The organism is Chitinimonas lacunae, from assembly GCF_042650885.1.
Lineage (GTDB): Bacteria > Pseudomonadota > Gammaproteobacteria > Burkholderiales > Chitinimonadaceae > Chitinimonas_A > Chitinimonas_A lacunae.
The window spans coordinates 1075125-1095660 of the sequence record NZ_JBHSBU010000001.1 but is presented as its reverse complement, the minus strand read 5'-3'; the positions used below and the strand labels follow the sequence as shown (position 1 = coordinate 1095660).

The window sequence follows — 20536 nt, the reverse complement described above, 5'->3', positions numbered from 1 at the left end:
GGTTTTCTTCTCCAGTGCGGTTCGACAAAGAAAAAACGGCGGACGACTCAGTTCTGCGTCTTGACGAAGGCCAGCACCTCCTCGACATGACCCGGAACCTTGACGCCACGCCATTCGCGCAGCACCTGGCCGTCACGGTCGATCACAAAGGTACTGCGCTCGACGCCACGCACCTGCTTGCCATACAGGTTTTTCATCTTCATCACGCCAAAGGCGCCACAGGCGAGCTCCTCGGGGTCCGAGATCAGCTCGAATGGCAGGCTCAGTTTCTGTTTGAAATTGTCGTGCGACTTCATGCTGTCGCGGCTCAGGCCAAACACCTGCCAGCCGGCGGCGCTGAACTCGGCATGCCGATCGCGGAAATCGGCACTCTCCGTGGTACAGCCGGGGGTGTTGTCCTTGGGGTAGAAATACAGCACATAACGCGCGCCTTGCAGCGCGGCGGTATCAAAGGCGGCAGTGCCGGTCATCGGCAGATTGAGGGCGGGAACGACTTGATTGAGCATGCATGGTCTCCGGAAAGGGATGCACGGTATTGTCCTCGTAAAGCGCCGCGTCCAACAAGCGCGGACTCGCAACAAGTTTCCGGTCGATCCGCGTCAATAATTTATACATCTGTCCCTTTGTCGTCGCCAGAGAAAGCGACGGGCTGTTAATGGAGTGATCTCAAGTGATCAAGCCGGGAAGTTCAGCTCGAAGCGGGTGCCGTGCTGACTGTCCCAGTGTGGTTTGCCGCGGATCTGCCGCGACAGCATCTGCACCAGTTGCAGCCCCAGCGAGGTCGCCCGTGTCGGCTCGAAGCCCGGCGGCAGGCCAATGCCGTCGTCGGCCACCATCAGGCAGACGGTTTTCTCATCCTGGCGTCGCAATGTGACAGTGATGCGGCCGGGTCGTTTGTTGGGAAACGCGTGCTTGAGCGAATTGGCCAACAGCTCGTTGACCAGCAGACCGCAGGGCGTGGCGATCTGTAGATCGAGAAACACATGCTCGGCCTCGATATCGAGCGCCACATGATGGGTGTCGCCGGCATAGGAACTCAGCAAGGTGCGGCTGAGCTGCTCCAGATAGGTGGTAAACGGAATGCGCGAGAAATCCTGTGTGCGGTACAGCGTCTCATGGATCAAGGCCATCGAACGCACCCGACACTGGCCTTCGCGCAGCGCGGCGATCACTGCGGGGTCGGTGGTGGTGCCGGCTTGCAGGTCAAACAGGCTGGCGACCACCTGAAGATTGTTCTTGACCCGATGGTGGATTTCCTTGAGCAGCGTCTCCTTTTCCTCCAACGCCGCCTGAATGCGCTCCTCTGCCTGGCGCCGCTCGGTCACGTTGCGCACGATGGCCATGGTGAGCGTGCCTTGCTCGGTTGCAATCGGGCTCAGCATCAGATCGACCGGGAATTCGCTGCCATCGGCGCGCCGGCCCGACAGCGCAAGACCGCTGCCCATGGCCCGGACCCGTGGTGCGTCGGTGTAGTTCTGGCGGTGTTGCAGATGGCGATGGTGGTAGCGCTGAGGGATCAGCATCTCGATCGACTGGCCGAGCAGCGAGGCATACGGATAGCCGAACAGCACTTCGGTCTGGCCGTTGGCAAAGGTGATCTTGCCTTGCTGATCCACGGCGATCACGGCATCAGGTGCGCCTTCGAGCAGGGTGCGAAAACGCATTTCGCTCGCCTTGATCCGCGCCTCGGCCTCGCGCCGCTCGGTCACGTCGCGCACGATGGCCATGGTGAGCGGCCCTTGCTCGGTAATGATGGGGCTCAGCATCAGATCGACCGGGAATTCGCTGCCGTTGGCGCGGCGACCCGACAGCGACAGGCCGCTGCCCATGGCCCGGACCCGGGGGGTGGTGCTGTAGTGGCTGCGGTGCTCGACATGATGATGGTGGTAGCGCTCGGGGATCAGCATCTCGATCGGCTTGCCGAGCAGTTCGGGCTGGCTATAGCCGAACAGCACCTCGGTCTGGCCGTTGGCGAAGATGATCTTGCCGTCGTGGTCGACCGCAATCACTGCGTCAGGCGCGCCTTCGAGCAGCATGCGGAAACGGGTTTCGCTGGCCTGCAACTCGGCCGTGCGTTCGTTGACCCGGATTTCCAGATCGTCGCGCGCCTGCCGCAGCGCATCGTTGGCGGCACGCGCCTCGGTCAGATCGCGGGCCACCACCACAAAGCCATTCTGCCCATCACTGCGGCCCTGCAAGGCCGTGATCACCGTATTGGCCCAGAAACGCGAGCCATCCTTGCGCTCGCGCCAATATTCGGCCTCAACCCGGCCTTTCTGGCGCGCCTGTGCCAATTCACGGCCGAGAATGTCGAGCGCCACGTCTTCAGGCGGATAGAGCCTGGCAATCGATTGCCCCACCATCTCGGTGGCGCTGTAGCCGGTCAGGACTTCGGCGCCGCTGCCCCAGCTGACCACCAGACCGTGCGAATCGAGCAGCACGATGGCGTAGTCGCGCACGCTCTCCAGCATGGTGCGATAGCGCGCCTCGTTTTCGCGCAACCGGGCGTTTTCGGCTTCGAGTTCGTTGAGCCGGGCCTGACTGGTGCTGCGGTCCTGGTCGGACATGACGGTGGCTCCTCAAACTGCCGGCTCGCTGGACCGGCATGACAATCCATCACGCATTGCCTGTCCTGCCAAGCACTGCAAAGGGTGATTGCGCTTATGGAAAGATCATCCAATAGAAAAAATTGTGCAAAAATAATGCTATATGGGTAGCTGATTTAAAATAAAAATAAAACTTATTTATTCAGGCATCCAGCGTCCGGCCCGCCAACGTTGCTGTAGCGCTTGCAGATCGGCCAGGGGCTGGGGTCGACCGAACAGATAGCCCTGGCCCTCCTCGCACCCCAGTTCGCACAGGGTGATGCGCTGGGCTTCGGTCTCGATCCCTTCGGCGATCACGCGCAGGCCCAGGCTATGGGCCAGCACGATCACGGCGCGGACGATGGCGAGGCTGCTGTGGTCGTCCGGCAGATCCTGGACAAAGGAGCGGTCGATCTTTACATGGTCGATCGGTAGATGCTTGAGCAGGCTCAGCGAGGAATAGCCCGTGCCGAAGTCGTCGATGGCAATGCCTATCCCGAGCGACTTCAAGGCAGCCAGCCGCTGGCGGCTGTGTTCGATCACCTGGAGCGTGCTCTCGGTGATTTCGATTTCGAGCTGGCTCGGCGGAAAACCGGTCTGGTCGAGCAGGGCATGCAGGGTATCGATAAAGTCGTCGCGGCCCAGTTGCAAGGCGGAGACATTGACCGACAGCCGCAGCGGCAGCGAGCCGGTATCGCGGCAGGCGGTATGGAGCGCCCAGTTGCCCAGCGCCACGATCGAACCGGTTTCTTCGGCTACCGGAATAAAGCGGGCCGGCATCACCATCCCTTCGCTTGGATGGCGCCAGCGCATCAGCGCCTCGATGCCGATCAGACGGCCGTCGGCCAGCGAGATTTGCGGCTGGTAATGCAGCACCAGATGGTTCTTCTCGACGGCGAGTTTAAGCCCCTGCTCGATATTCATGCGCTCGGCGGCGCGCTCGCCCATCTCGTGGCTGAAAAAGCAGTAGCGGTTGCGGCCGGCGTTCTTGGCGCTGTACATGGCCGTATCGGCTGCCATCAACAGGCTGTGGCGGTCGTGGCCGTCGTCGGGATAGACGCTGATGCCAAGGCTGGCCGATACCGACACCTGGTGGCTTTCCAGCTCGATCGGCGCTTCGATCGCCCGCAGCAGTCGGCGGCAGAACTGGGCCGCTTCGGTGCCCGAGCTGATGCCGGCCATCAGCAGCACAAATTCGTCGCCGCCCAACCGAGCGGCGGTGTCGTTGCTGCGCACGAAACTCTTGATCCGCTCGGCCACCGCTTGCAGCAGCAGGTCGCCAATCGCATGGCCCAGTGTGTCGTTGACGCCCTTGAAGCCGTCGAGGTCCATGAACATCACGGCCAGCCGTTGTCTGAGCCGGCGTGCCTGCGCCAGCGCCTGATCGAGCCGGTCATTGAACACCACCCGGTTGGGCAGGCCGGTCAGGGCATCGAAATGGGCCAGGATCAGCAACTGGTCTTCCGCATGACGAATCGCGCTGATATCGGCCAATGCCAGCACATAGTGGGTGACATCGCCATTGCTGTCGGGCACATAGCTGATGCTCTGCCAGGCCGGAAACAGCTCGCCGCTGCGCCGCCGACATTGCACTTCGCCCTGCCACTGCCCGGTTTCGCTGCCGCTGAGTCGCTCATAGAACGGTTGGCCGCGCGGCTGGGTGAACAGCAGGGTTTCGGGGTCGAGTCCTAGAACTTCTTCAGGCCGGTAGCCGGTGATTTCGGTAAAGGCCGGATTGGTGGAGACGATGCGCCGCTGCCGATCGAGGATAAAGATGGCTTCAGCGGTGGTCTCGAACGCGACACAGGTCTGGCGCAGCCGTTCTTCGAGCTTGCGTCGCTCGCTGATGTCCTTGATCACCCCGACCACCCGGGTGGTTTCGAGCGTATCGCCCGGAAAAGCCCGCGCCAGCACTTCCACCCAGCCCGATTCGCCGCCGGCACGCAGATGACGTAGCACCATATTGAGCGAGTTGTCGCCGCCCATCACCCGTTCGAGCTTCTGGCGGGCCAGTTGCCGGTCGTCGGGATGGACCCAGCTGAGAAAATCCTGCGGGCTTTCGCTGATCGGTTCGAGCGGGCCGCCGAAGATCAACTGCATATGGCCCGACGTGGTCACCTTGCCCGAGTGCGAATCCCACTCCCACACGCCGAGACTTGCCGCATCGAGCGCCAGGCGCAGCCGCTCTTCGCTGCGCTCGACTTCGGATTCGGCGGCGCGGCGCGACAGGGCCATCTGGATCGTGGCATTGAGTTCGCGTGGCTCGAACGGCTTGACCAGATAGCCATAGGGAAAGGCATGGCGTGCCCGCTCAAGCATCGAGTCCTCGGCGTAGGCACTGAGAAAGACGATGGGAATGCGCAACTGGTCGTAGATATGCTGGGCCGCGTCGATGCCATCCATTTCGCCGGCCAGATGAACATCCATCAGCACCAGATCGGGCTTGGTGGTCTGGGCCAGCTCGATCGCTTCTTCCCCGGTTGGGGCGATGGCCACGACGGCATAGGTGCCAAAGCTGAGCAATTGCTGCTGCAAGTTGAGGGCGATGATGCCTTCGTCTTCGACGATCAGGATCAACGACTGGCGGGGAGACAACTCTGATTGGGACATCGGCGGGCAGTCCTTGGAAGCGGCGGTCTGACAACCGCTTAGCCCATTAAAGACGCTCGTGCGTGCCTCCGCCAGCCGGTAGCGACGATGGGTGAACGCGGACGATGACCGATGATCCGGTCGGCACCGCTTGGTGCTGAGCACGCTAGTGGGCGGTCCGACGGGCAGCAGGAAGTGGGGGGGTGTTTAAAAACAAATATTTTGCAAAAATTGTGCAAGATATAATGAACTATGTGGCTATATATAAATAAAAACGGACTCTCCGTGGAGAGTCCGTCCGATGATTGCTCTGGGCAGGTGCTTAATTGAGCATCTTCCACAGGAAGGTGTACTCAAGCGCCTGTAGATCGGCCCGCTGGCGGTTATCGGCAGCGCCGGCATGGCCGCCTTCGATATTTTCGTAATACCAGACGTTCTTGTGGCCCTGGTCGAGCATCTTGGCGACCATTTTGCGGGCATGGCCCGGGTGGACGCGGTCGTCGCGGGTCGAGGTGGTGAACAGCACCTTGGGATAGTTCACCCCGGGCTTGACGTTATGGTAGGGCGAATAACGCTGGATGAAGTCCCACTGCTTGGGATCGTCGGGGTCGCCGTATTCGCCCATCCAGGAGGCACCGGCAAGCAGCTTGTTGTAGCGCTGCATATCGAGCAGCGGCACCGAGGACAGCACGGCACCGAACAGTTCGGGGCGCTGGGTCAGCATCACACCGGCGAGCAGACCGCCATTGCTGCCGCCCATGGCCGCCAGCTTCTTCGGGCTGGTGATCTTGCGGGCGATCAGATCTTCGGCCACGGCGATAAAGTCGTCGTAGGCTTTCTGGCGGTTCTCCTTCTTGGCTGCCTGGTGCCAGGCCGGCCCGAATTCGCCGCCGCCCCGGATATTGGCCACCACATAGACGCCGCCCTTTTCGAGCCAACCCTTGCCGGCGCCGGCGCTGTACCACGGCGTCAGCGAGATTTCAAAGCCGCCATAGCCATAGAGCAGGGTGGGGGTGCTGCCGTCGAGCTTGAGGTCTTTGCGCCGCACGATGAAGTAGGGCACTTTGGTGCCGTCGCGCGACACAGCCTGGTTCTGGCCGATTTCGAGGTCGGTGCTGTTGAAGAAGGCCGGATTGCGCTTGAGCAGCTCACGCTTGTCGTTGCCTGCCTGGGCCTGGTAGAGCGAGGCCGGGGTCAGGAAGTCGGTATGGGTGAGGAAATAGTCGTCGCTCAGGTCGCTGTCGACCGGCTGCACACCCAGCGAGCCAAAGGTCGGGGCGTCGATCGCACGCGAACTCCAGCGGCCATCGGCGAATTTCCATTCGGTCAACCGGCTCTTGACGTTGTCGAGCGTTTCGATGATCAGGAAATTCTTGGTCGCGGTATAACCCGACAGCGCCACCTGATCACGCGGCTCGAACAGCGCCACGAAGTCGCGCTTGCCTTCACGGAAGGCGGCGAAATCGATGGCCAGCAGGCTGCCGCCGGGCCAGGTCTTGTCGGCGACGGTCCACGACTCGCGCAGTTGCACCAGCATCTGCTCGCCGAAGAAGCCGATCTCGGCATGCAGGGGCACATCGATCTTGTGCAGCTTGCCGGCTTCGTTGAGCAGATATTCGCTGTTGTAGTAGGCGTGGGTGTAGTTGATCAGTTCGTAGCGACGGCCGTTGGTGTGCCAGACATTGGCATCGACCGACAGGTCTTTGGCCTGGCCCTCGAATACCAGCTTGGCCTCGCCAAGCGGCGTGCCGCGCTGCCAGTGCTTGACCTGACGCGGATAGCCCGAATCGGTCATGCTGCCGCTGCCGAAATCGGTGCCGACATAGATGGCATCGCGGTCGATCCACTCGACCCGGCTCTTGGCTTCGGGCAATTGGAAGCCGTCTTTGACAAATGATTTACTGGCCAGATCGAACTCGCGCACGATCGAGGCATCGGCGCCGCCGCGCGACAGCTTGACCAGACAGCGGTCGTACACCGGGTAGCGGCAATTGGCGCCCTTGTAGACCCAGTTGGTTTTCTCATTGCGGCCCAATGCATCGACATCGAGCACGGTTTCCCATTTGGGGTTGGCCTTGCGGTATTCGGCCGCGCTGGTGCGGCGCCAGATGCCACGCGGATGGTCGGCATCGGTCCAGAAGTTGTAGTAGAACTCCCCCATCTTGGCCACGTAGGGGATGCGTTCCTTGGAGTCGAGCACGGTCAGAATATCTTTGCGCAGCGTGGTGAACTGCGGATCGTGGTCGAGGGTTTTACGGGTGAGGTGATTGCGTTGCTTGACCCAATCAAGCGGTTTCTTACCGTTGACTTCTTCCAGCCATTGGTAAGGGTCGGCACCCTCCTTGGCCTGGACCGGCAGGGCGGTACCAAGCAGTGCCAGCGAGATGGCTAATACCTTCTTCATCGTTTCTCTCTCGTCGTGAAGGCGGCAGTCGATGCCGCCAATGCATCGCAGGCGGCTCAGGACTCGTCGTCCTCACCACCCAGAACACGACGAATGATATCGAAATCGAAGCCGCGCGACTGTAGAAAGCGTACCTGTCGCGCCTTCTCGCGCGCATCGGCAGGCGGGTTGCCAAATTTGCGGGCCCATAGGGTGCGGGCGCGGCTGAGTTCGTGGTTGCCGTCCTCGTCGCTGGTATCGGCCAGCACTTCGTGGATCAGGGACTCGGCGATGCCGCGTTCGCGCAGGCCGTACTCGAGGCGACGGCGGCCGAAGCGGCTACGGTAGGACTCGACATAGCGCGCGGCAAAGCGGGCATCGCTGAGCCAGTCGCGCGCTTCGAGTTCATCGAGCACCGACTCGACCTCGTCGCCGCCGCCGAGCTTGCGACGCAGCTCGGCGCGGCTGTGCTCACGCCGCGCCAGCAGGGCGAGCGCCCGGTCGCGCAGCGTGTCGGCCATTTACAGGTCTTCCGGCAGTTCTTCTTCTTCGGCTTCGGCACCGGGCAGCGGCATGGTGACGCCGACGGCTGCGCGGATCTTGCCTTCGATATCGCGGGCGATGGCCGGATTCTCACGCAGATACTCGCGTGCATTGTCCTTGCCCTGGCCGATCTTGCTGCCGTTGTAGGCGTACCAGGCGCCTGACTTGTCGATGATTTTATGGGTGACGCCGAGTTCGACGATCTCGCCTTCGCGCGAGATGCCCTCGCCGTAGAGGATGTCGAAGTTGGCTTCGCGGAACGGGGGCGAGACCTTGTTCTTGACCACTTTGACCCGGGTCTCGTTGCCGACCACTTCTTCGCCACGCTTGATGGCGCCGGTGCGGCGGATATCGAGCCGGACCGAGGCATAGAACTTGAGGGCGTTGCCGCCGGTGGTGGTTTCGGGATTGCCGAACATCACGCCGATCTTCATCCGGATCTGGTTGATAAAGACCACCAGGGTGTTGGTGCGTTTGATGTTGGCGGTGAGTTTTCGCAGGGCCTGGGACATCAGGCGGGCCTGCAAGCCGACGTGGCTGTCGCCCATCTCGCCTTCGATTTCGGCCTTGGGCGTCAAGGCGGCGACCGAGTCGATCACGATGATATCGACGCCACCCGAGCGGACCAGCATATCGGCGATTTCAAGCGCCTGTTCGCCGGTGTCGGGCTGGGAGATCAGCATGTCGCCCACATTGACTCCGAGTTTCTGGGCGTAGACCGGGTCGAGCGCATTCTCTGCATCGATATAGGCGGCGACACCGCCCAGTTTCTGGATTTCGGCCACCGCATGCAGACAGAGGGTGGTTTTACCCGACGATTCGGGACCATAGATTTCAACGATACGGCCACGAGGCAGGCCGCCGATGCCAAGGGCGAGATCGAGACCGAGCGAGCCGGTGGAGACTACCTGAAGATCGTTCTCGATCTGGGCTTCGCCCATCTTCATGATCGAACCTTTACCGAACTGCTTTTCGATCTGGGCCAGCGCTGCCGCCAGCGCCTTGCTCTTGTTCTCATCCATGCTGGAATCCTCAAAGACGGGCCGGCAGGCCCGGTGGGTTGATGTGGACAGGACGGATTATGACACGGTCTGTGATCATTCGTTCACCGAAAAACCTTCCCCACAGCAAAAACCGGCGAACCCCTTGTTAAACAAGGATGTGAATTTTTCGCGCCCCGACAAACGGCCGTAAAACCGGCTGGCAGCAGCGCAAAAACGGCTGAAAACCGGGTCTGCAACCGATCCGTAAACCCTTTACACGACCGATCCTGCCCGCTGGGCAAGCCTGCGGTTTGGCGCTGGTGGAGCGGGCAGACTACAACCTCTTCTATATAGAGGCTCCCGTTTCGTCCGAAAGGGGGCTGCTTACTGCCAAGGAGGAGCGTTGGCTATGAATGCTGGTCCCGTGCCCCTGCCGCGCCAGGTACCGACGGCCCTGTCGGCGCTGTTTCCCCCTGCCGAGGGGTATGCTTATTTCGAGCAGGCGGCGCTGTGCCGCTTTATCCGAACGCCCGATTACCAGCGTGGCACGGCCTGGTGGTGTGCCGAGACCTCGCTGGCGGCTTATCTGCCCGATCAGGAAGCCATCGAGACGCTACAGCGCGGCTTTGCGCCGCTTGGCGTCGAGTCGGTGCAATGCGGATCAACGCGGGCGCTTGGCGGTAATTGGTTTTTGCTTCACTGCCGCGATCTCAAGCTGCTGGTGTTCCGGGGCGGCGGCCTGGTGTCTACGGCCGAGCGCAGCCGCTTGTGGATCGAAGGGCCGATCCAGGACTGGCTGTTTACCGATGCTGCCGCCATGTTGTCGCGCTATGAACACGGTGGGCGGGTCCATACCGGCTTTCGCAGTGCCTACCAGGAAATGCGCGACGAGGTGCGCGCGGCGCTGGCCGTCGATGACGGCGATAAGCCACTCTGGCTGACCGGACACAGTCTGGGCGGTGCGCTGGCGCTGCTCACCGCGGCCGACTGTCACTGTGGGGCGGTGGCCGAAGTGGAAGGGGTCTATGTATTTGGCGCCCCGCGTGTCGGCAATGCTGCGTTTATGAAGCTGTTTGCCGGGGTGCCGCTGCATCATGTGGTCAATGACCTCGATCTAGTGGCGCGGGTGCCGCCGCGCCATGTGCTGTGGCTGCCTTATCTTGATCGCTATGCCGAGATCCGCGAAACCCGCTTTATCGGCCGCCAGGGCGGTGTCGAAACGCGTGGCGGTTGGCGCAGCGACTATCTCGACCTGTTGCCCGGTGCTTTCCCGGCCGCGTTCGGTCAGTTGTGGCTCGGGCCTGACGGCTGGTGGCAGGCGGCGGTGCCGGCGATGATCCGCGACCATGCGCCGGTGTTATATACGACCCATCTATGGAACGATTGGGTGGCCTCGCTAGGCTGAGCGCAGTGCGGGTCCGGGGGAAAATTTCCAATTTTCTTGAATGCCGCTATAAACCTTGTAGCTATTTGTCCTAATTATTTAGATTTTTGCCGAACACCGTTTGTTGTGGCGGTGGATCGGGTGGGACGGGCTATAATGGCGCATTCGATCGATCGATGAGGACGTGACGGCGGTATCTGACCGCCGTTTCGTTTTTCTATTGCACAAGGAGTTCAGCATGAGCACGCCGAGAAAGCCCAGATCCCATACTTCCCCGCCGCGACAAGGAACGGGTGCCCGTGGCGAGGGCGGCGGACGGCAGGGCGGCCACGGCGGCTCGCAAGGTCGAGGTCAAGGTTTCGGCGGCCGTGGTCAAGGCGGCCAGGACTTCGGCGGTCGCGGCCGGTCCGAACAGGGCGGCGAGGGCTACGGCTCGCAGGGGCGTGGCCGAGCAGGTGCGGCAGGTCAGGGTTTCGGCGGTCGCGGCCGGTCCGAGCAAGGCGGCGAGGGCTACGGCTCGCAAGGCCGCGGCCGGACTGGTGCTGGCGGTCAGGGTTTCGGCGGTCGCGACCGGTCCGAACAAGGTGGTGAAGGCTATGGCTCGCGTGGTCGTGGCCAAGGCTTTGGCGGTCGTGGCCGGTCCGAGCAAGGTGGTGAAGGCTACGGTTCGCGTGGTCGTGGTCAGGCCGGTGGCCAAGGCTTCGGCGGCCGCGGCCAGTCCGAGCAAGGTGGTGAAGGCTACGGTTCGCGTGGTCGTGGTCAGGCCGGTGGACAAGGCTTTGGCGGTCGCGGCCAGTCCGAGCAAGGTGGTGAAGGCTACGGTTCGCGTGGTCGTGGTCAGGCCAGTGGCCAAGGTTTCGGCGGTCGTGGCCGGTCCGAGCAGGGCGGTGAAGGCTATGGCTCGCGTGGTCGTGGCCAAGCCGGTGGTCAGGGCTTTGGTGGCCGTGGTCGGTCAGAACAAGCTGGTGAAGGCCATGGTTCGCGTGGTCGCGGCCAGGCCGGAGGTCAAGGTTTCGGTGGTCGTGGCCAGTCGGAACAAGCTGGTGAAGGCTATGGCTCGCAAGCCCGTCGTCATGGTAGGAGCGGTGCCACCAATCTGGGGCCGGGCTTCAATAGCATCGAACACGATGGTCGTCGTTCCCGCGCCGATACCGAGCGTTTCCAGCCGGTCGAGCGCGCCCGCAAGATGCGGCTGCGTGCCGGCAGCGAAAAGCAGCAGAAACAGGAACAACAACTGCGGGAAAAGCGGGTCGAGGCCCGTTATATCGGTGACTTGCGCTTGCAGAAAGCCCTGGCGCTGTCTGGCGTCGGTTCGCGGCGTGACTGTGATGAATGGGTGGCGGCCGGCCGGGTCAGCGTCAATGGCACGGTAGCCGAGCCGGGTACCCGGGTACGGCCGGGCGATATGGTCCGGTTTGATGGGCGTCCCGTCGATATCCGTTGGCCCGACCGTCTGCCGCGTATCGTGCTGTACCACAAGCAGGAAGGCGAGCTGGTGAGCCGGGACGACCCGGAAGGCCGTGTCACCGTCTTCGAACGGCTGCCCAAAGTGCTGAGTTCGGCCTGGGTGGCAGTGGGCCGCCTCGATTTCAATACCTCGGGCCTGCTGGTCTTCACGACCTCGGGCGAACTGGCCAACCGGCTGATGCATCCGCGTTTTGAAGTCGAGCGTGAGTATGCCGTGCGTCTGCTGGGTGAATTGACCGAAGAGCAGCGTCAGCAATTGTTGTCGGGCATTCAGTTGGACGACGGCGAAGCCCACTTCGACGTGCTACAGGATCAAGGCGGCGACGGCAAAGGCAAGAACCACTGGTATCGCGTCATTCTGCGTGAAGGCCGTAACCGGGAAGTGCGGCGGATGTTCGAGCATTTCGACCTGACCGTGTCGCGGCTGATGCGGGTGCGTTTTGGCCCCCTGCAACTGCCGCCCCGTCTCAAGCGTGGCCAATACTACGAACTCAGCGAGACGGAAGTGCTGTCGGTGCTGAAGTGGGCCGGCCTGTCGCTGACGGGACGGGCGCACTAAACAAGGTTCTGGGTTTTCAGCAACGGCTCGTGTCGAGAGACACGGGCCGTTGTCGTTTACAGCAGGATAGCCTCGGCACGGCGACGGAAGCCGCGGGCGGCTGCCAGCGACTCTTCCATGGTGGCGATATGCAGCGCCAGCACCTTGTCGAGGCTGGCGCGGCCGTCGGGCAGCGTCTCTTCCTGATAACCGCCGGCCAGATTCCAGGCGGTCGGGACGCCGCGTTCAGCCAGGAAACTCAGCACCATACGGTCGCGCAGCCGCATCTGTTCGCTGTCGAGATAGCCACCCAGCGGATCGTCCACATGAACATCGGCCCCTGCCTGATACAGCACCAGATCACAACTGGCAAGTGTGGCCAGCATGCCGGGCAGGGCTTGGAAGAAGCCCTCCGCCTCGTCGGGATAGTGGGCGCGGACGGTGAAATGGACGATCTGGTGACGGCTTCTGGTGCGGGCAATGATGTCTTCGGTGCCATCGCCCAGGTGGCGGTCGCAGTCGAGAATCCCTACCCGCCGTACCAGCCCTTCCTGCAACAGCTTGCGTGCGGTCACCATCAGGCCGTTGAAGGTGCAGAAACCCCAGCTTGTTTCGTAGCCGGCATGGTGAAAGCCCGAGGTGGGCGAGCAGGCAATGGTGCGGTGGGTCAGGGCGTAGCGCGCGGCGGCCAGCATCGAGCCGGTGGTCCAGGGCAACGTGGCGCAGACTTCGGGACAGAAGGTATCGAAACCGTTACGACGGCTCAGGTTGAGGATTTCGCTGACATGGCGCGGCTGATGCGCCAGATGGAAATCCTGTTGCGCTACCGGCGCAAAAGACTGGACCTTGATCGCCAGACCGGCCTTTACCCAGGCTTCGACGGCCTGTTCCGGTTTGCGGGCCGAGGGGGACGGCAGATCACCACGGACAACCATGCGGCGATCAAAGAAGACGGGCATCCGTTGCAATGTCATAAGCGGCTTATCTCTATAAGGACAAGTTATTCAATAGCTATTAATCGGTCGATGGTCGGGCATGACGCTGGAATCTACGAGGTTTCCCCGTGCTTGTCTATACGGGTGGACCATACAAATTTCGATGGGATTGGAGATTCGGATACTTGAAATCAATCGATAATATCCGAGTAATAAAAAACCAAGAAAATCAGGCGAATGGTTTTTTTCTTCTTGAGAAGGATTGAGTGAGGATTTTTATGGTTGAAAAGCCGAGATGTCCAGTAGAGTGGCGGGGAGCCACGATGATTATAGTTGTCATAAAAAATTACTTATTTTCATTGTTATGCCTTGTGTATAGAGAGAATTTTGCAGAAATATTTATTAAAGAATTATTTGTCCAGTAGAACGGTTCAGTGATCATTGAGGTTCCGAAAAATTATTGTGGACAGTGTGGAAGGCCATTCTAGGCAAAAACACCCCAAGCCTCTGTCGAATAACGGCTGCGTGGCATCGCTGCCTGTGAGTCGCGCGAACAGAATGATCTGAATTAAAAAACCGGCCCATGGATCAACATGGGCCGGTTTGCTTTGGCGATGGCGAAGTAACGTTTTACTTGGCGAGACGGCCGAGGGCAGCTTCTGCCAGCTGGCGATATTCGGTATCGGCGGCCGACTTGGCGGTAGCTTCGAGTGCCAGCTTATGGGTGGTGCTCAGGGCATCGGCTGCGGGAGTGGCGATGTCGGGGATGACGCCCGTGCCTTCCCAGTTGCTCTTGCTGATGGGGTTGATCGCACGGCCGGTGGCAACGAAGACCTGGAAGTGCGGGTGAACCCGGTACATCCCGCCTGGATGGGCGCCGCCGCCGGTGGTTTCACCGACCAAGGTGGCGCGCTTGAGTTGTTTCAGGTTGTAGCTGAATTCTTCGGCGGCCGAGAAGGTGCGGCGGGCGGTGAGCAGATAGACCGGGGTATTGGTCAGCCGTGGTCCAGGCACATAAGGCAGGGTGCGGTATTGGGTGGTGCTGTTTTCCGGGCGGTAGTAGAGGTCGTTCAGATGCACCGGCGTCGGCCCGAACAGGTAGGAAGTCAGGAACTGCACCATCTCCGGGCTGCCGCCGCCGTTATGGCGCAGATCGATGATCAGGGCGCTGCTGCCGGCCAGCAGGGTCATGGCGGCGGTGGCGGTGCTGGCGGCAATCGAGGGTTCGTCAAAGCTGTCGAGCCGCAGATAGCCGATATTGCCATCGAGGATTTCCACCTTGCGAAAGCCGTAGTTGTTTCGCTGGGCTGCGCGCTGGTAGCGCGCGACTTCTTCGGGCGAATCCTCGTCCCGGATGCTGTCTTTGGCGATCTCCTGTTCGCGATAGCGCAGCCGCAGATGCTTATCGTGGCTGATCGCCTGCATATCCTCGCTCAGTTGTTCGGCAAAGCGCAGCGCGCTGTCGATCCTGTCGTATTCGCCGCGTTGCTGCCGTGCTTGCAGCGAAGCGGCCATCTTTTCCCCTAGGTCCGGGAATACGTAATCGGCACGTAGATGTTTGGCGGTATTGCTGATGACCTCGTTACGGGCGGCTGCATCGAGGGTCATGTCTTTGGGAGCGGCAACGGCGGGGAGAAGGGACATGGTAAGCATCAGGACACTGGTGTGAAGGGTTTTGGTGATTGTCATAGACCGTCTCTGGCAGGGAATCGTCGAGAAGTTTAACGAAGCTGTTACCGAGTTTGGCCACGATATTGTTGGATAATCGGCCTTTTTTCAGAGGAAAACGCTGTGTTGGACAAGATAGATAGAGATATCCTCAATTTGCTGCGACTGGAGGGAAGGCTCAGCTACCGCGAACTCGGAGAAAAGGTGCATCTGAGCGCCAATGCGGTGGCCGAACGGGTGCGGCGGCTCCAGGCCGACGGCAGCCTGCGCGGCTTTCATGCCGATGTGGACCCGGCAGCCTTGGGGCTGCGGCTGGAAGCCTTGATCGATGTGAAGATGCGGCCGGGCACCAGTGCCGAGCATTTCGAGGCGGTGATCCGCACGATTCCCGGCATTGTCGAAGCCTCCTTATTGACCGGCTCGTTCGACTATATGCTGCGCACGGCCTGCACCGATCAGCAGGACCTGGTCCGGCTGATCGAGGCGCTACGCGAGCGGGCAGGGGTGCAGGAAACCTATAGTCGGCTGATTCTGCGCACCGTGCCGGTCAAGGGGCGCTGGTAGGTGTCGCCGCCGACAGGAGGGGTCAGCCCGGACGCGGCCGTGATTCGCTGCCGGCGCCGGCTTGCAGCAGTTGATCGAGCAGCCGGGTCGGCAGCAGCCGTTTGGCCAGGGCAAAGAATTTGGTCGGCAAAGTCACCCGATAGCGCGGTCGAGGCCGACGGGCCGTCAGGGCTTTCAGGACGGCATCGAGTACTGCTTCGGGAGGCAGGGTAAAGGGGGCAACCGGCCCAGGCTTGTTAAGCCGGTCTTCCATCGCCTGATAGACGGCGGCATGGCGGCTGGGGCGGCCGGCAATATGGCGCTGGTAGCGGGCAAAGGCATTGGGGCGGAAACGACTGACAATCGGCCCGGGCTCGATCAGCACCGGGTGCACGCCCGTGCCGGCCAGCTCGAGCCGCAGCGTATCGACCAACCCTTCCATCGCAAACTTGCTGGCGTTGTAGGCGCCGCGATAGGGCATCGCGGCAAAGCCGAGCACAGAACTATTGAACAGCACCCGACCCTGTTTACGCGCCACCATGGCCGGCAGCAGCAGATTGGTCAGCTCGACCGTGCCAAACAGATTGGTTTCGAATTGCTCACGCAAAGCCGTCCGGCTCAGGTCTTCCACCGCGCCGGGCTGGCCAAAGCCGGCATTGTTGAACAGCGCATCGAGGCGGCCCTCGCTGGCAGCGAGGACCGTGCGGGCAGCCGCTGCAATCGAGTCGCTGTCGTCGAGATCGATCTGGATCGCCTCAAAACCGGCCGCCGCCAGCCGGGCGACATCCTCCTGACGACGGGTGCCGGCAAATACCCGCCAACCGCGCTGGCGTAGCCCCTCGGCGCAGCAGGCGCCAATGCCGGAAGAGCAGCCGGTGATGAAAATCGTTGGCGCTGTGGCCATGGTTTGTCTTTCTTCTGTAGATGGAAAATTTCAGGAAATGGCTTTGCTAGTTATTTAGGCCTGTACATTAAGAATTTAAAATTATTGTCCTGAATTCACCCGGGTCAGGCTCGCCGGCTCCGCTGAGCCTCGCTCTGTGTGCTTCCCGCAGGAGCGCAAGCAGGGTACGGATTCGACGGAGCCGGCCTGTATTCTTACCGTTAGAGTGGGCGCTCAGATCTGCCTGACAGCAGAATGCAGCGCTGCTGCGGATAGTGGAGCTTGAACGCCATACTCAAGGCAAACGGTGATCAGTCCTTGCCTGAACGCCAAATCGAGTAGATCAACCAGACGCTGTTGCAGAAGGCGATCAGAAAGCCGATCAGGCCAAACGCCGGCAAGCCGAACAGACGCGGGCCGGCTGGCACGGTCATGACGATGCTGGAACCGATGATCAGGCAGCCCGTCACGATGCCCAGCGTCAGCCGGTTGGTGCTGCGGTTGATCTGCTGGCCGAAATGGTCGAGTCGCTTGAGGTCCAGATCGATCTTGACCTTGCCGCGCCGGGCTGCCTTGATCAGCCGCGAGGCATCGCGCGGCAGGCCACCCACCAGATTGGCCACTTCGACCAGATTGTGCTGGCCCTTTTTGAGCAGGGCCGAGGGCGACCAGCGCTGGACCATCACCTGACGCACAAACGGCGTCAGATGCTTGACCATCTGGAAATCGGGGTCGAGCTGGCGGCCCAGTCCTTCGAGCGTCAGCAGCGCCTTGAACAGCAGCGTCAGGTCGGCCGGCAGCGTGACGTTATGGTCGCGCAGGATGGCTACCACGTCGTTGAGCAACTGGCCGAAGCGGATGTCCTTCAGCGGCAGGTTCTCGTAGTTGAACATGAACTCGGCAATATCGGCGCCGAGCTTCTCCTCGTCGATGACTTCATCCTCGGTCCAGTCGACCAGCACATTGAGGATGCCCTGTTCATCGCGGCTTGCCAGCGCTGCCAGCAGATCGACGATCTGATCGCGGCGCGGATGCGGCAGCCGGCCGACCATGCCGAAGTCGATAAAGGCGATCCGGTTGCCCGGCAGATAGATCACGTTGCCCGGATGCGGGTCGGCGTGGAAATAGCCGTCGATCAGGATCATCTTGAGCACCGCATCGGCGCCGCGCTGAGCCAGCACCTTGCGGTCCAGCCCAGCTTCGGTGAGCTGGGACAGCTCATTGCCGGGCATGCCCTCGATATAGCTCTGCACATTGACGATGGGGTTGGTGTACTCCCAGTACACCGTCGGGATCACGATATCGGGGTATTCGGCGAAGTTCTTCGCAAAGCGGGCGTGGTTATGTGCTTCGATGCCCAGATCAAGCTCGCGCCGCAGGCTCTTGGCGAACTGCTCGACGATGCGTACGGGCTGGTACTGCTTGGTTTCAGGGAATTCGAATTCGATCAGGCCAGCGAGGTGATGCAGGATGCGCAGATCGGCCTCGATCTTGGGCAGGATATGGGGGCGGCGGATTTTCAGGATCACCGCCGTGCCATCGGCCAGTCTGGCGCGATGGACCTGGGCAATCGAGGCCGCGCCGATCGGATGTGGGTCGAGTTCCTCGAACAGCTCATTGGCCGGTCGGCCCCAGGCGGTATGCAATTCGGCTTCGAGTTCGGCGAACGGCACTGGCGGCACGCTCGATTGCAGCTTCTCGAATTCGGCTATCCACTCGGGCGGGAACACATCTACCCGGGTGGCCATGACCTGCCCAAGCTTGATAAAGGTGGGGCCCAATTCCTCCAGCGCGATGCGGGCGCGTTCTGCCGGGGCCAAATGATGGTTGCCCTCCGGCTGAGGTATGTGCAACATCTCGCCCGCGCGCTCGAATGTACGCTCGACACCGAGCCGGCGAACCAAGTCGCCGAAGCCGTGTCTAGCGAGCGTGCCAATAATCTCGCGGATGCGCGGCATATCGCGCATCAAGTTCAGGGTTTCTCGCAGCATGGCCCGATTTATAACAGGCCGCAGTGAATTCCCCCAAACCATTTTGTGACCCCCGCGTCGCCGGTCGAGTCCGGCGTCGTCCGGATGCTATCGCCCGAGCGATAAGTGGTCCTCCAAACCGAGACAGAACGTGCCGGCATGAATACCCCGCTCCGACACATGCTTGCGCTGTTGTTCAGCGCGATTGCCCTCGCCGAACCCGGCGCCCCCGCCAGCCCCGCTCCTGAGGCCAGCCCGCCACAGGAAAGCCGCTCCCACGATGCGGATAAATCCACCAGCAAGGACAAGGAAGCCAGCGACACTAGAGACAAGGACTCCAAGGACTCCAAGGACTCCAAGGACTCCAAGGACTCCAAGGACTCCAAGGACTCCAAGGACTCCAAGGACTCCAAGGACTCCAAGGACTCCAAGGACTCCAAGGACTCTCTCCGCGAAACCGGCAAGGATTCCGTCAAGGAAGGCAGGGGTGATAGCGACCGACCCGCCCGGGTCAAGCCCGCCTCTCCGCAAACCCAGGTACAGCCCGACCAGACCTTTGCCCAGGACATCATGTTGCAGGCCCTGGGCCTGATCGGTGTCACCTATCGTTACGGCGGCAACAGCCCGGAGACCGGGCTCGATTGCAGCGGTTTCATCCGCTATGTGTTCCAGAACGCCCTCAATATCGCGCTGCCGCACAACGCCTTCGCCATCAGCCGGCTGGGGCAGGAGATCGAGAAGGAAGAGCTGAAGCCGGGTGATCTGGTGTTCTTCAATACCCTGGGCCGGCGCTTTTCCCATGTTGGCATCTATCTGGGGGACGACCGCTTTATCCATTCGCCGTCCTCGGGCGGCAAGATCAAGGTGGTGTCGATGAACGACGCCTACTGGATCAAGCGCTACAACGGTGCTCGCCGGGTGACGCAGGAAACCGTTGATGCCCGCACGCCGATTCTGGGCAGCCTGCTCGCGCAAGCCGCCAAAGATATGGCCGGCGAGACCGGAGTCAAGAAAGGCAAGCGCAAGAAAAAGCTCAGTGCAGCCGGCAAGTCCAAGGCGAAATCGAAGTCCAAGGCGGCGGGCAAGGCGAAAAAGCCGCGCAAGGGGAAATCGCGGCGCTAGCGCATTTCCATTTAAATCGGAGTCGCCGCTAAGCCTGGCGGAGCGCTGCACGCTTGCGCTTGGCGGTTCGGACACGCTGACTCCGAATTGGCTGGAAATGCGGCAGCGCATTTAGGGAAGACACGGGATCAGTACAGCGAAGCGGGAAGTTCCGTTCTCGCGGACGCTCGAGCGACGGCACGTGATGGAAACGCTGGCACGTGACGCTGCTTTGCGACTGACGCACCCTGGCTGTCCGTCGAAGCGGACACCGAAGTGTTCGATGAGGCAGACCTGGGGCTTGGATTTGACCGGACGTGCGCTGGATAAGGAAAAAGGCGCGACGGCAATCGAAACCGTGGCGCCTGCTTAGCTGAAGATGACTACTGGGGGCGGGTTATTCGCTGAAGAAGGCGATGGGTCCGCTGCTGGTGATGCCTACGCTGAAGTGCTGGTCGGCGGTGGTGCCGGCGCCGGCCAATTCCGTGTTGCGCAGGATTTCGTGCAGCAGTTCCAGCTCCTTGAAATCCTCGACCACGTCGCCGTGGCCGTTGAGGATGACTTCGATCCGCTCGCGATCAGGGTGGGCGTTGACGACTTGTACCCGGCTGCCTTCGGCCCACCATTGCAGGTGAACCGGCGGCGGGACGGGTACTGACTGGCGGGCGAACAATTCGGCGACCGTGCGGCCATATTTGTCCAGTGCCGTGGCTGCCCGCAGCCGGATTGCCTCCAGATTGACCCCCGCCTGATCAGGTTTGATACCGAAAATTTTCGCCAGTCCCTGATCCAACTGCTCATTGCTTACAAGGGTTTCCACTTTGCTCTTCTCCAAGAAATAACAATGCAGCGCTGAGAAGCGCTGCCAGTATCAGTGTTTTTTAGAAAGGAGTTATAGACGACTTGGCTGATGAGGGCAACCTTGGCGTAAGCCTTTTACCCTGCTGACAAGCTTGAGTCGGTT

At 61.3% G+C, this 20536-nt stretch carries 15 protein-coding genes; 4 read left to right on the top strand and 11 right to left on the bottom strand.

Annotation, left to right across the window (positions count from 1 at the left end; all coding sequences use genetic code 11):
* Positions 1 to 47: 47 nt before the first annotated feature.
* The 6 genes from ACFOW7_RS04775 to recA all read right to left on the bottom strand — a co-directional run bounded on the left by ACFOW7_RS04775 (position 48) and on the right by recA (position 9122).
* Positions 48 to 506 (bottom strand): peroxiredoxin, encoded by a 459-nt coding sequence (locus tag ACFOW7_RS04775; RefSeq protein ID WP_378161605.1) that lies wholly within the window; start codon positions 504 to 506, stop codon positions 48 to 50.
* Positions 507 to 674: 168 nt separating this feature from the next.
* Positions 675 to 2567 carry a PAS domain S-box protein gene (locus ACFOW7_RS04770; RefSeq protein WP_378161603.1) on the bottom strand — a complete coding sequence of 631 codons (1893 nt, stop codon included), beginning with the start codon at positions 2565 to 2567 and terminating at the stop codon, positions 675 to 677.
* Positions 2568 to 2744: 177 nt separating this feature from the next.
* The gene (locus ACFOW7_RS04765) at positions 2745 to 5195 is read right to left on the bottom strand and encodes a two-component system response regulator (protein WP_378161600.1); all 2451 of its coding nucleotides are present in this window, start codon (positions 5193 to 5195) and stop codon (positions 2745 to 2747) included.
* Between the two features lie 301 nt (positions 5196 to 5496).
* A complete protein-coding gene (locus ACFOW7_RS04760; protein ID WP_378161598.1) occupies positions 5497 to 7578 on the bottom strand; it encodes a prolyl oligopeptidase family serine peptidase in 2082 nt (693 codons plus the stop codon).
* 56 nt (positions 7579 to 7634) lie between these two features.
* Complete coding sequence (gene recX / locus ACFOW7_RS04755; RefSeq protein ID WP_378161595.1) at positions 7635 to 8078, bottom strand: recombination regulator RecX; 444 nt, start codon at positions 8076 to 8078, stop codon at positions 7635 to 7637.
* Positions 8079 to 9122: a recombinase RecA gene (recA, locus tag ACFOW7_RS04750; RefSeq protein ID WP_378161593.1), complete on the bottom strand. Its 1044-nt coding sequence runs from the start codon at positions 9120 to 9122 to the stop codon at positions 8079 to 8081. It abuts the gene before it with no gap.
* 370 nt (positions 9123 to 9492) lie between these two features.
* Between recA and ACFOW7_RS04745 the strand changes: the two genes are divergently transcribed.
* Positions 9493 to 10488 (top strand): lipase family protein, encoded by a 996-nt coding sequence (locus ACFOW7_RS04745; RefSeq protein WP_378161591.1) that lies wholly within the window; start codon positions 9493 to 9495, stop codon positions 10486 to 10488.
* 217 nt (positions 10489 to 10705) lie between these two features.
* On the top strand, positions 10706 to 12493 hold the full coding sequence (locus ACFOW7_RS04740) for a pseudouridine synthase (protein ID WP_378161589.1): 1788 nt from the start codon (positions 10706 to 10708) through the stop codon (positions 12491 to 12493).
* Between the two features lie 56 nt (positions 12494 to 12549).
* On the opposite strand, the gene ACFOW7_RS04735 is transcribed toward ACFOW7_RS04740, so the two are convergent.
* Complete coding sequence (locus ACFOW7_RS04735) at positions 12550 to 13407, bottom strand: hypothetical protein (protein ID WP_378161587.1); 858 nt, start codon at positions 13405 to 13407, stop codon at positions 12550 to 12552.
* A gap of 630 nt (positions 13408 to 14037) precedes the next feature.
* The gene (locus tag ACFOW7_RS04730; protein WP_378161585.1) at positions 14038 to 15051 is read right to left on the bottom strand and encodes a S41 family peptidase; all 1014 of its coding nucleotides are present in this window, start codon (positions 15049 to 15051) and stop codon (positions 14038 to 14040) included.
* Positions 15052 to 15198: 147 nt separating this feature from the next.
* Here ACFOW7_RS04730 and ACFOW7_RS04725 point away from each other — a divergent pair, with 147 nt between their 5' ends.
* A complete protein-coding gene (locus tag ACFOW7_RS04725) occupies positions 15199 to 15639 on the top strand; it encodes an Lrp/AsnC family transcriptional regulator (RefSeq protein ID WP_378161583.1) in 441 nt (146 codons plus the stop codon).
* Between the two features lie 22 nt (positions 15640 to 15661).
* Here the strand turns inward: ACFOW7_RS04725 and ACFOW7_RS04720 are convergent, their stop codons facing one another.
* Positions 15662 to 16522, bottom strand: a complete 861-nt coding sequence (locus ACFOW7_RS04720) for an SDR family NAD(P)-dependent oxidoreductase (protein ID WP_378161581.1) — start codon at positions 16520 to 16522, stop codon at positions 15662 to 15664.
* A gap of 290 nt (positions 16523 to 16812) precedes the next feature.
* A complete protein-coding gene (locus ACFOW7_RS04715) occupies positions 16813 to 18492 on the bottom strand; it encodes an ABC1 kinase family protein (protein WP_378161579.1) in 1680 nt (559 codons plus the stop codon).
* 138 nt (positions 18493 to 18630) lie between these two features.
* Here ACFOW7_RS04715 and ACFOW7_RS04710 point away from each other — a divergent pair, with 138 nt between their 5' ends.
* Entirely contained in the window at positions 18631 to 19593 is a 963-nt protein-coding gene (locus ACFOW7_RS04710; RefSeq protein ID WP_378161577.1) for a C40 family peptidase, read from the top strand.
* Between the two features lie 376 nt (positions 19594 to 19969).
* On the opposite strand, the gene ACFOW7_RS04705 is transcribed toward ACFOW7_RS04710, so the two are convergent.
* Positions 19970 to 20392, bottom strand: a complete 423-nt coding sequence (locus tag ACFOW7_RS04705) for a hypothetical protein (protein ID WP_378161575.1) — start codon at positions 20390 to 20392, stop codon at positions 19970 to 19972.
* Between the last annotated feature and the right edge of the window lie 144 nt (positions 20393 to 20536).

What these genes read in the sequence shown, in the direction of transcription:
- ACFOW7_RS04775 (WP_378161605.1), bottom strand. Translation starts at nt 506, where the DNA reads ATGCTCAATCAAGTCGTTCCCGCCCTCAATCTGCCGATGACCGGCACT.
- ACFOW7_RS04770 (WP_378161603.1), bottom strand. Translation starts at nt 2,567, where the DNA reads ATGTCCGACCAGGACCGCAGCACCAGTCAGGCCCGGCTCAACGAACTC.
- ACFOW7_RS04765 (WP_378161600.1), bottom strand. Translation starts at nt 5,195, where the DNA reads ATGTCCCAATCAGAGTTGTCTCCCCGCCAGTCGTTGATCCTGATCGTC.
- ACFOW7_RS04760 (WP_378161598.1), bottom strand. Translation starts at nt 7,578, where the DNA reads ATGAAGAAGGTATTAGCCATCTCGCTGGCACTGCTTGGTACCGCCCTG.
- recX (WP_378161595.1), bottom strand. Translation starts at nt 8,078, where the DNA reads ATGGCCGACACGCTGCGCGACCGGGCGCTCGCCCTGCTGGCGCGGCGT.
- recA (WP_378161593.1), bottom strand. Translation starts at nt 9,122, where the DNA reads ATGGATGAGAACAAGAGCAAGGCGCTGGCGGCAGCGCTGGCCCAGATC.
- ACFOW7_RS04745 (WP_378161591.1), top strand. Translation starts at nt 9,493, where the DNA reads ATGAATGCTGGTCCCGTGCCCCTGCCGCGCCAGGTACCGACGGCCCTG.
- ACFOW7_RS04740 (WP_378161589.1), top strand. Translation starts at nt 10,706, where the DNA reads ATGAGCACGCCGAGAAAGCCCAGATCCCATACTTCCCCGCCGCGACAA.
- ACFOW7_RS04735 (WP_378161587.1), bottom strand. Translation starts at nt 13,407, where the DNA reads ATGGTTGTCCGTGGTGATCTGCCGTCCCCCTCGGCCCGCAAACCGGAA.
- ACFOW7_RS04730 (WP_378161585.1), bottom strand. Translation starts at nt 15,051, where the DNA reads ATGTCCCTTCTCCCCGCCGTTGCCGCTCCCAAAGACATGACCCTCGAT.
- ACFOW7_RS04720 (WP_378161581.1), bottom strand. Translation starts at nt 16,522, where the DNA reads ATGGCCACAGCGCCAACGATTTTCATCACCGGCTGCTCTTCCGGCATT.
- ACFOW7_RS04715 (WP_378161579.1), bottom strand. Translation starts at nt 18,492, where the DNA reads ATGCTGCGAGAAACCCTGAACTTGATGCGCGATATGCCGCGCATCCGC.
- ACFOW7_RS04710 (WP_378161577.1), top strand. Translation starts at nt 18,631, where the DNA reads ATGAATACCCCGCTCCGACACATGCTTGCGCTGTTGTTCAGCGCGATT.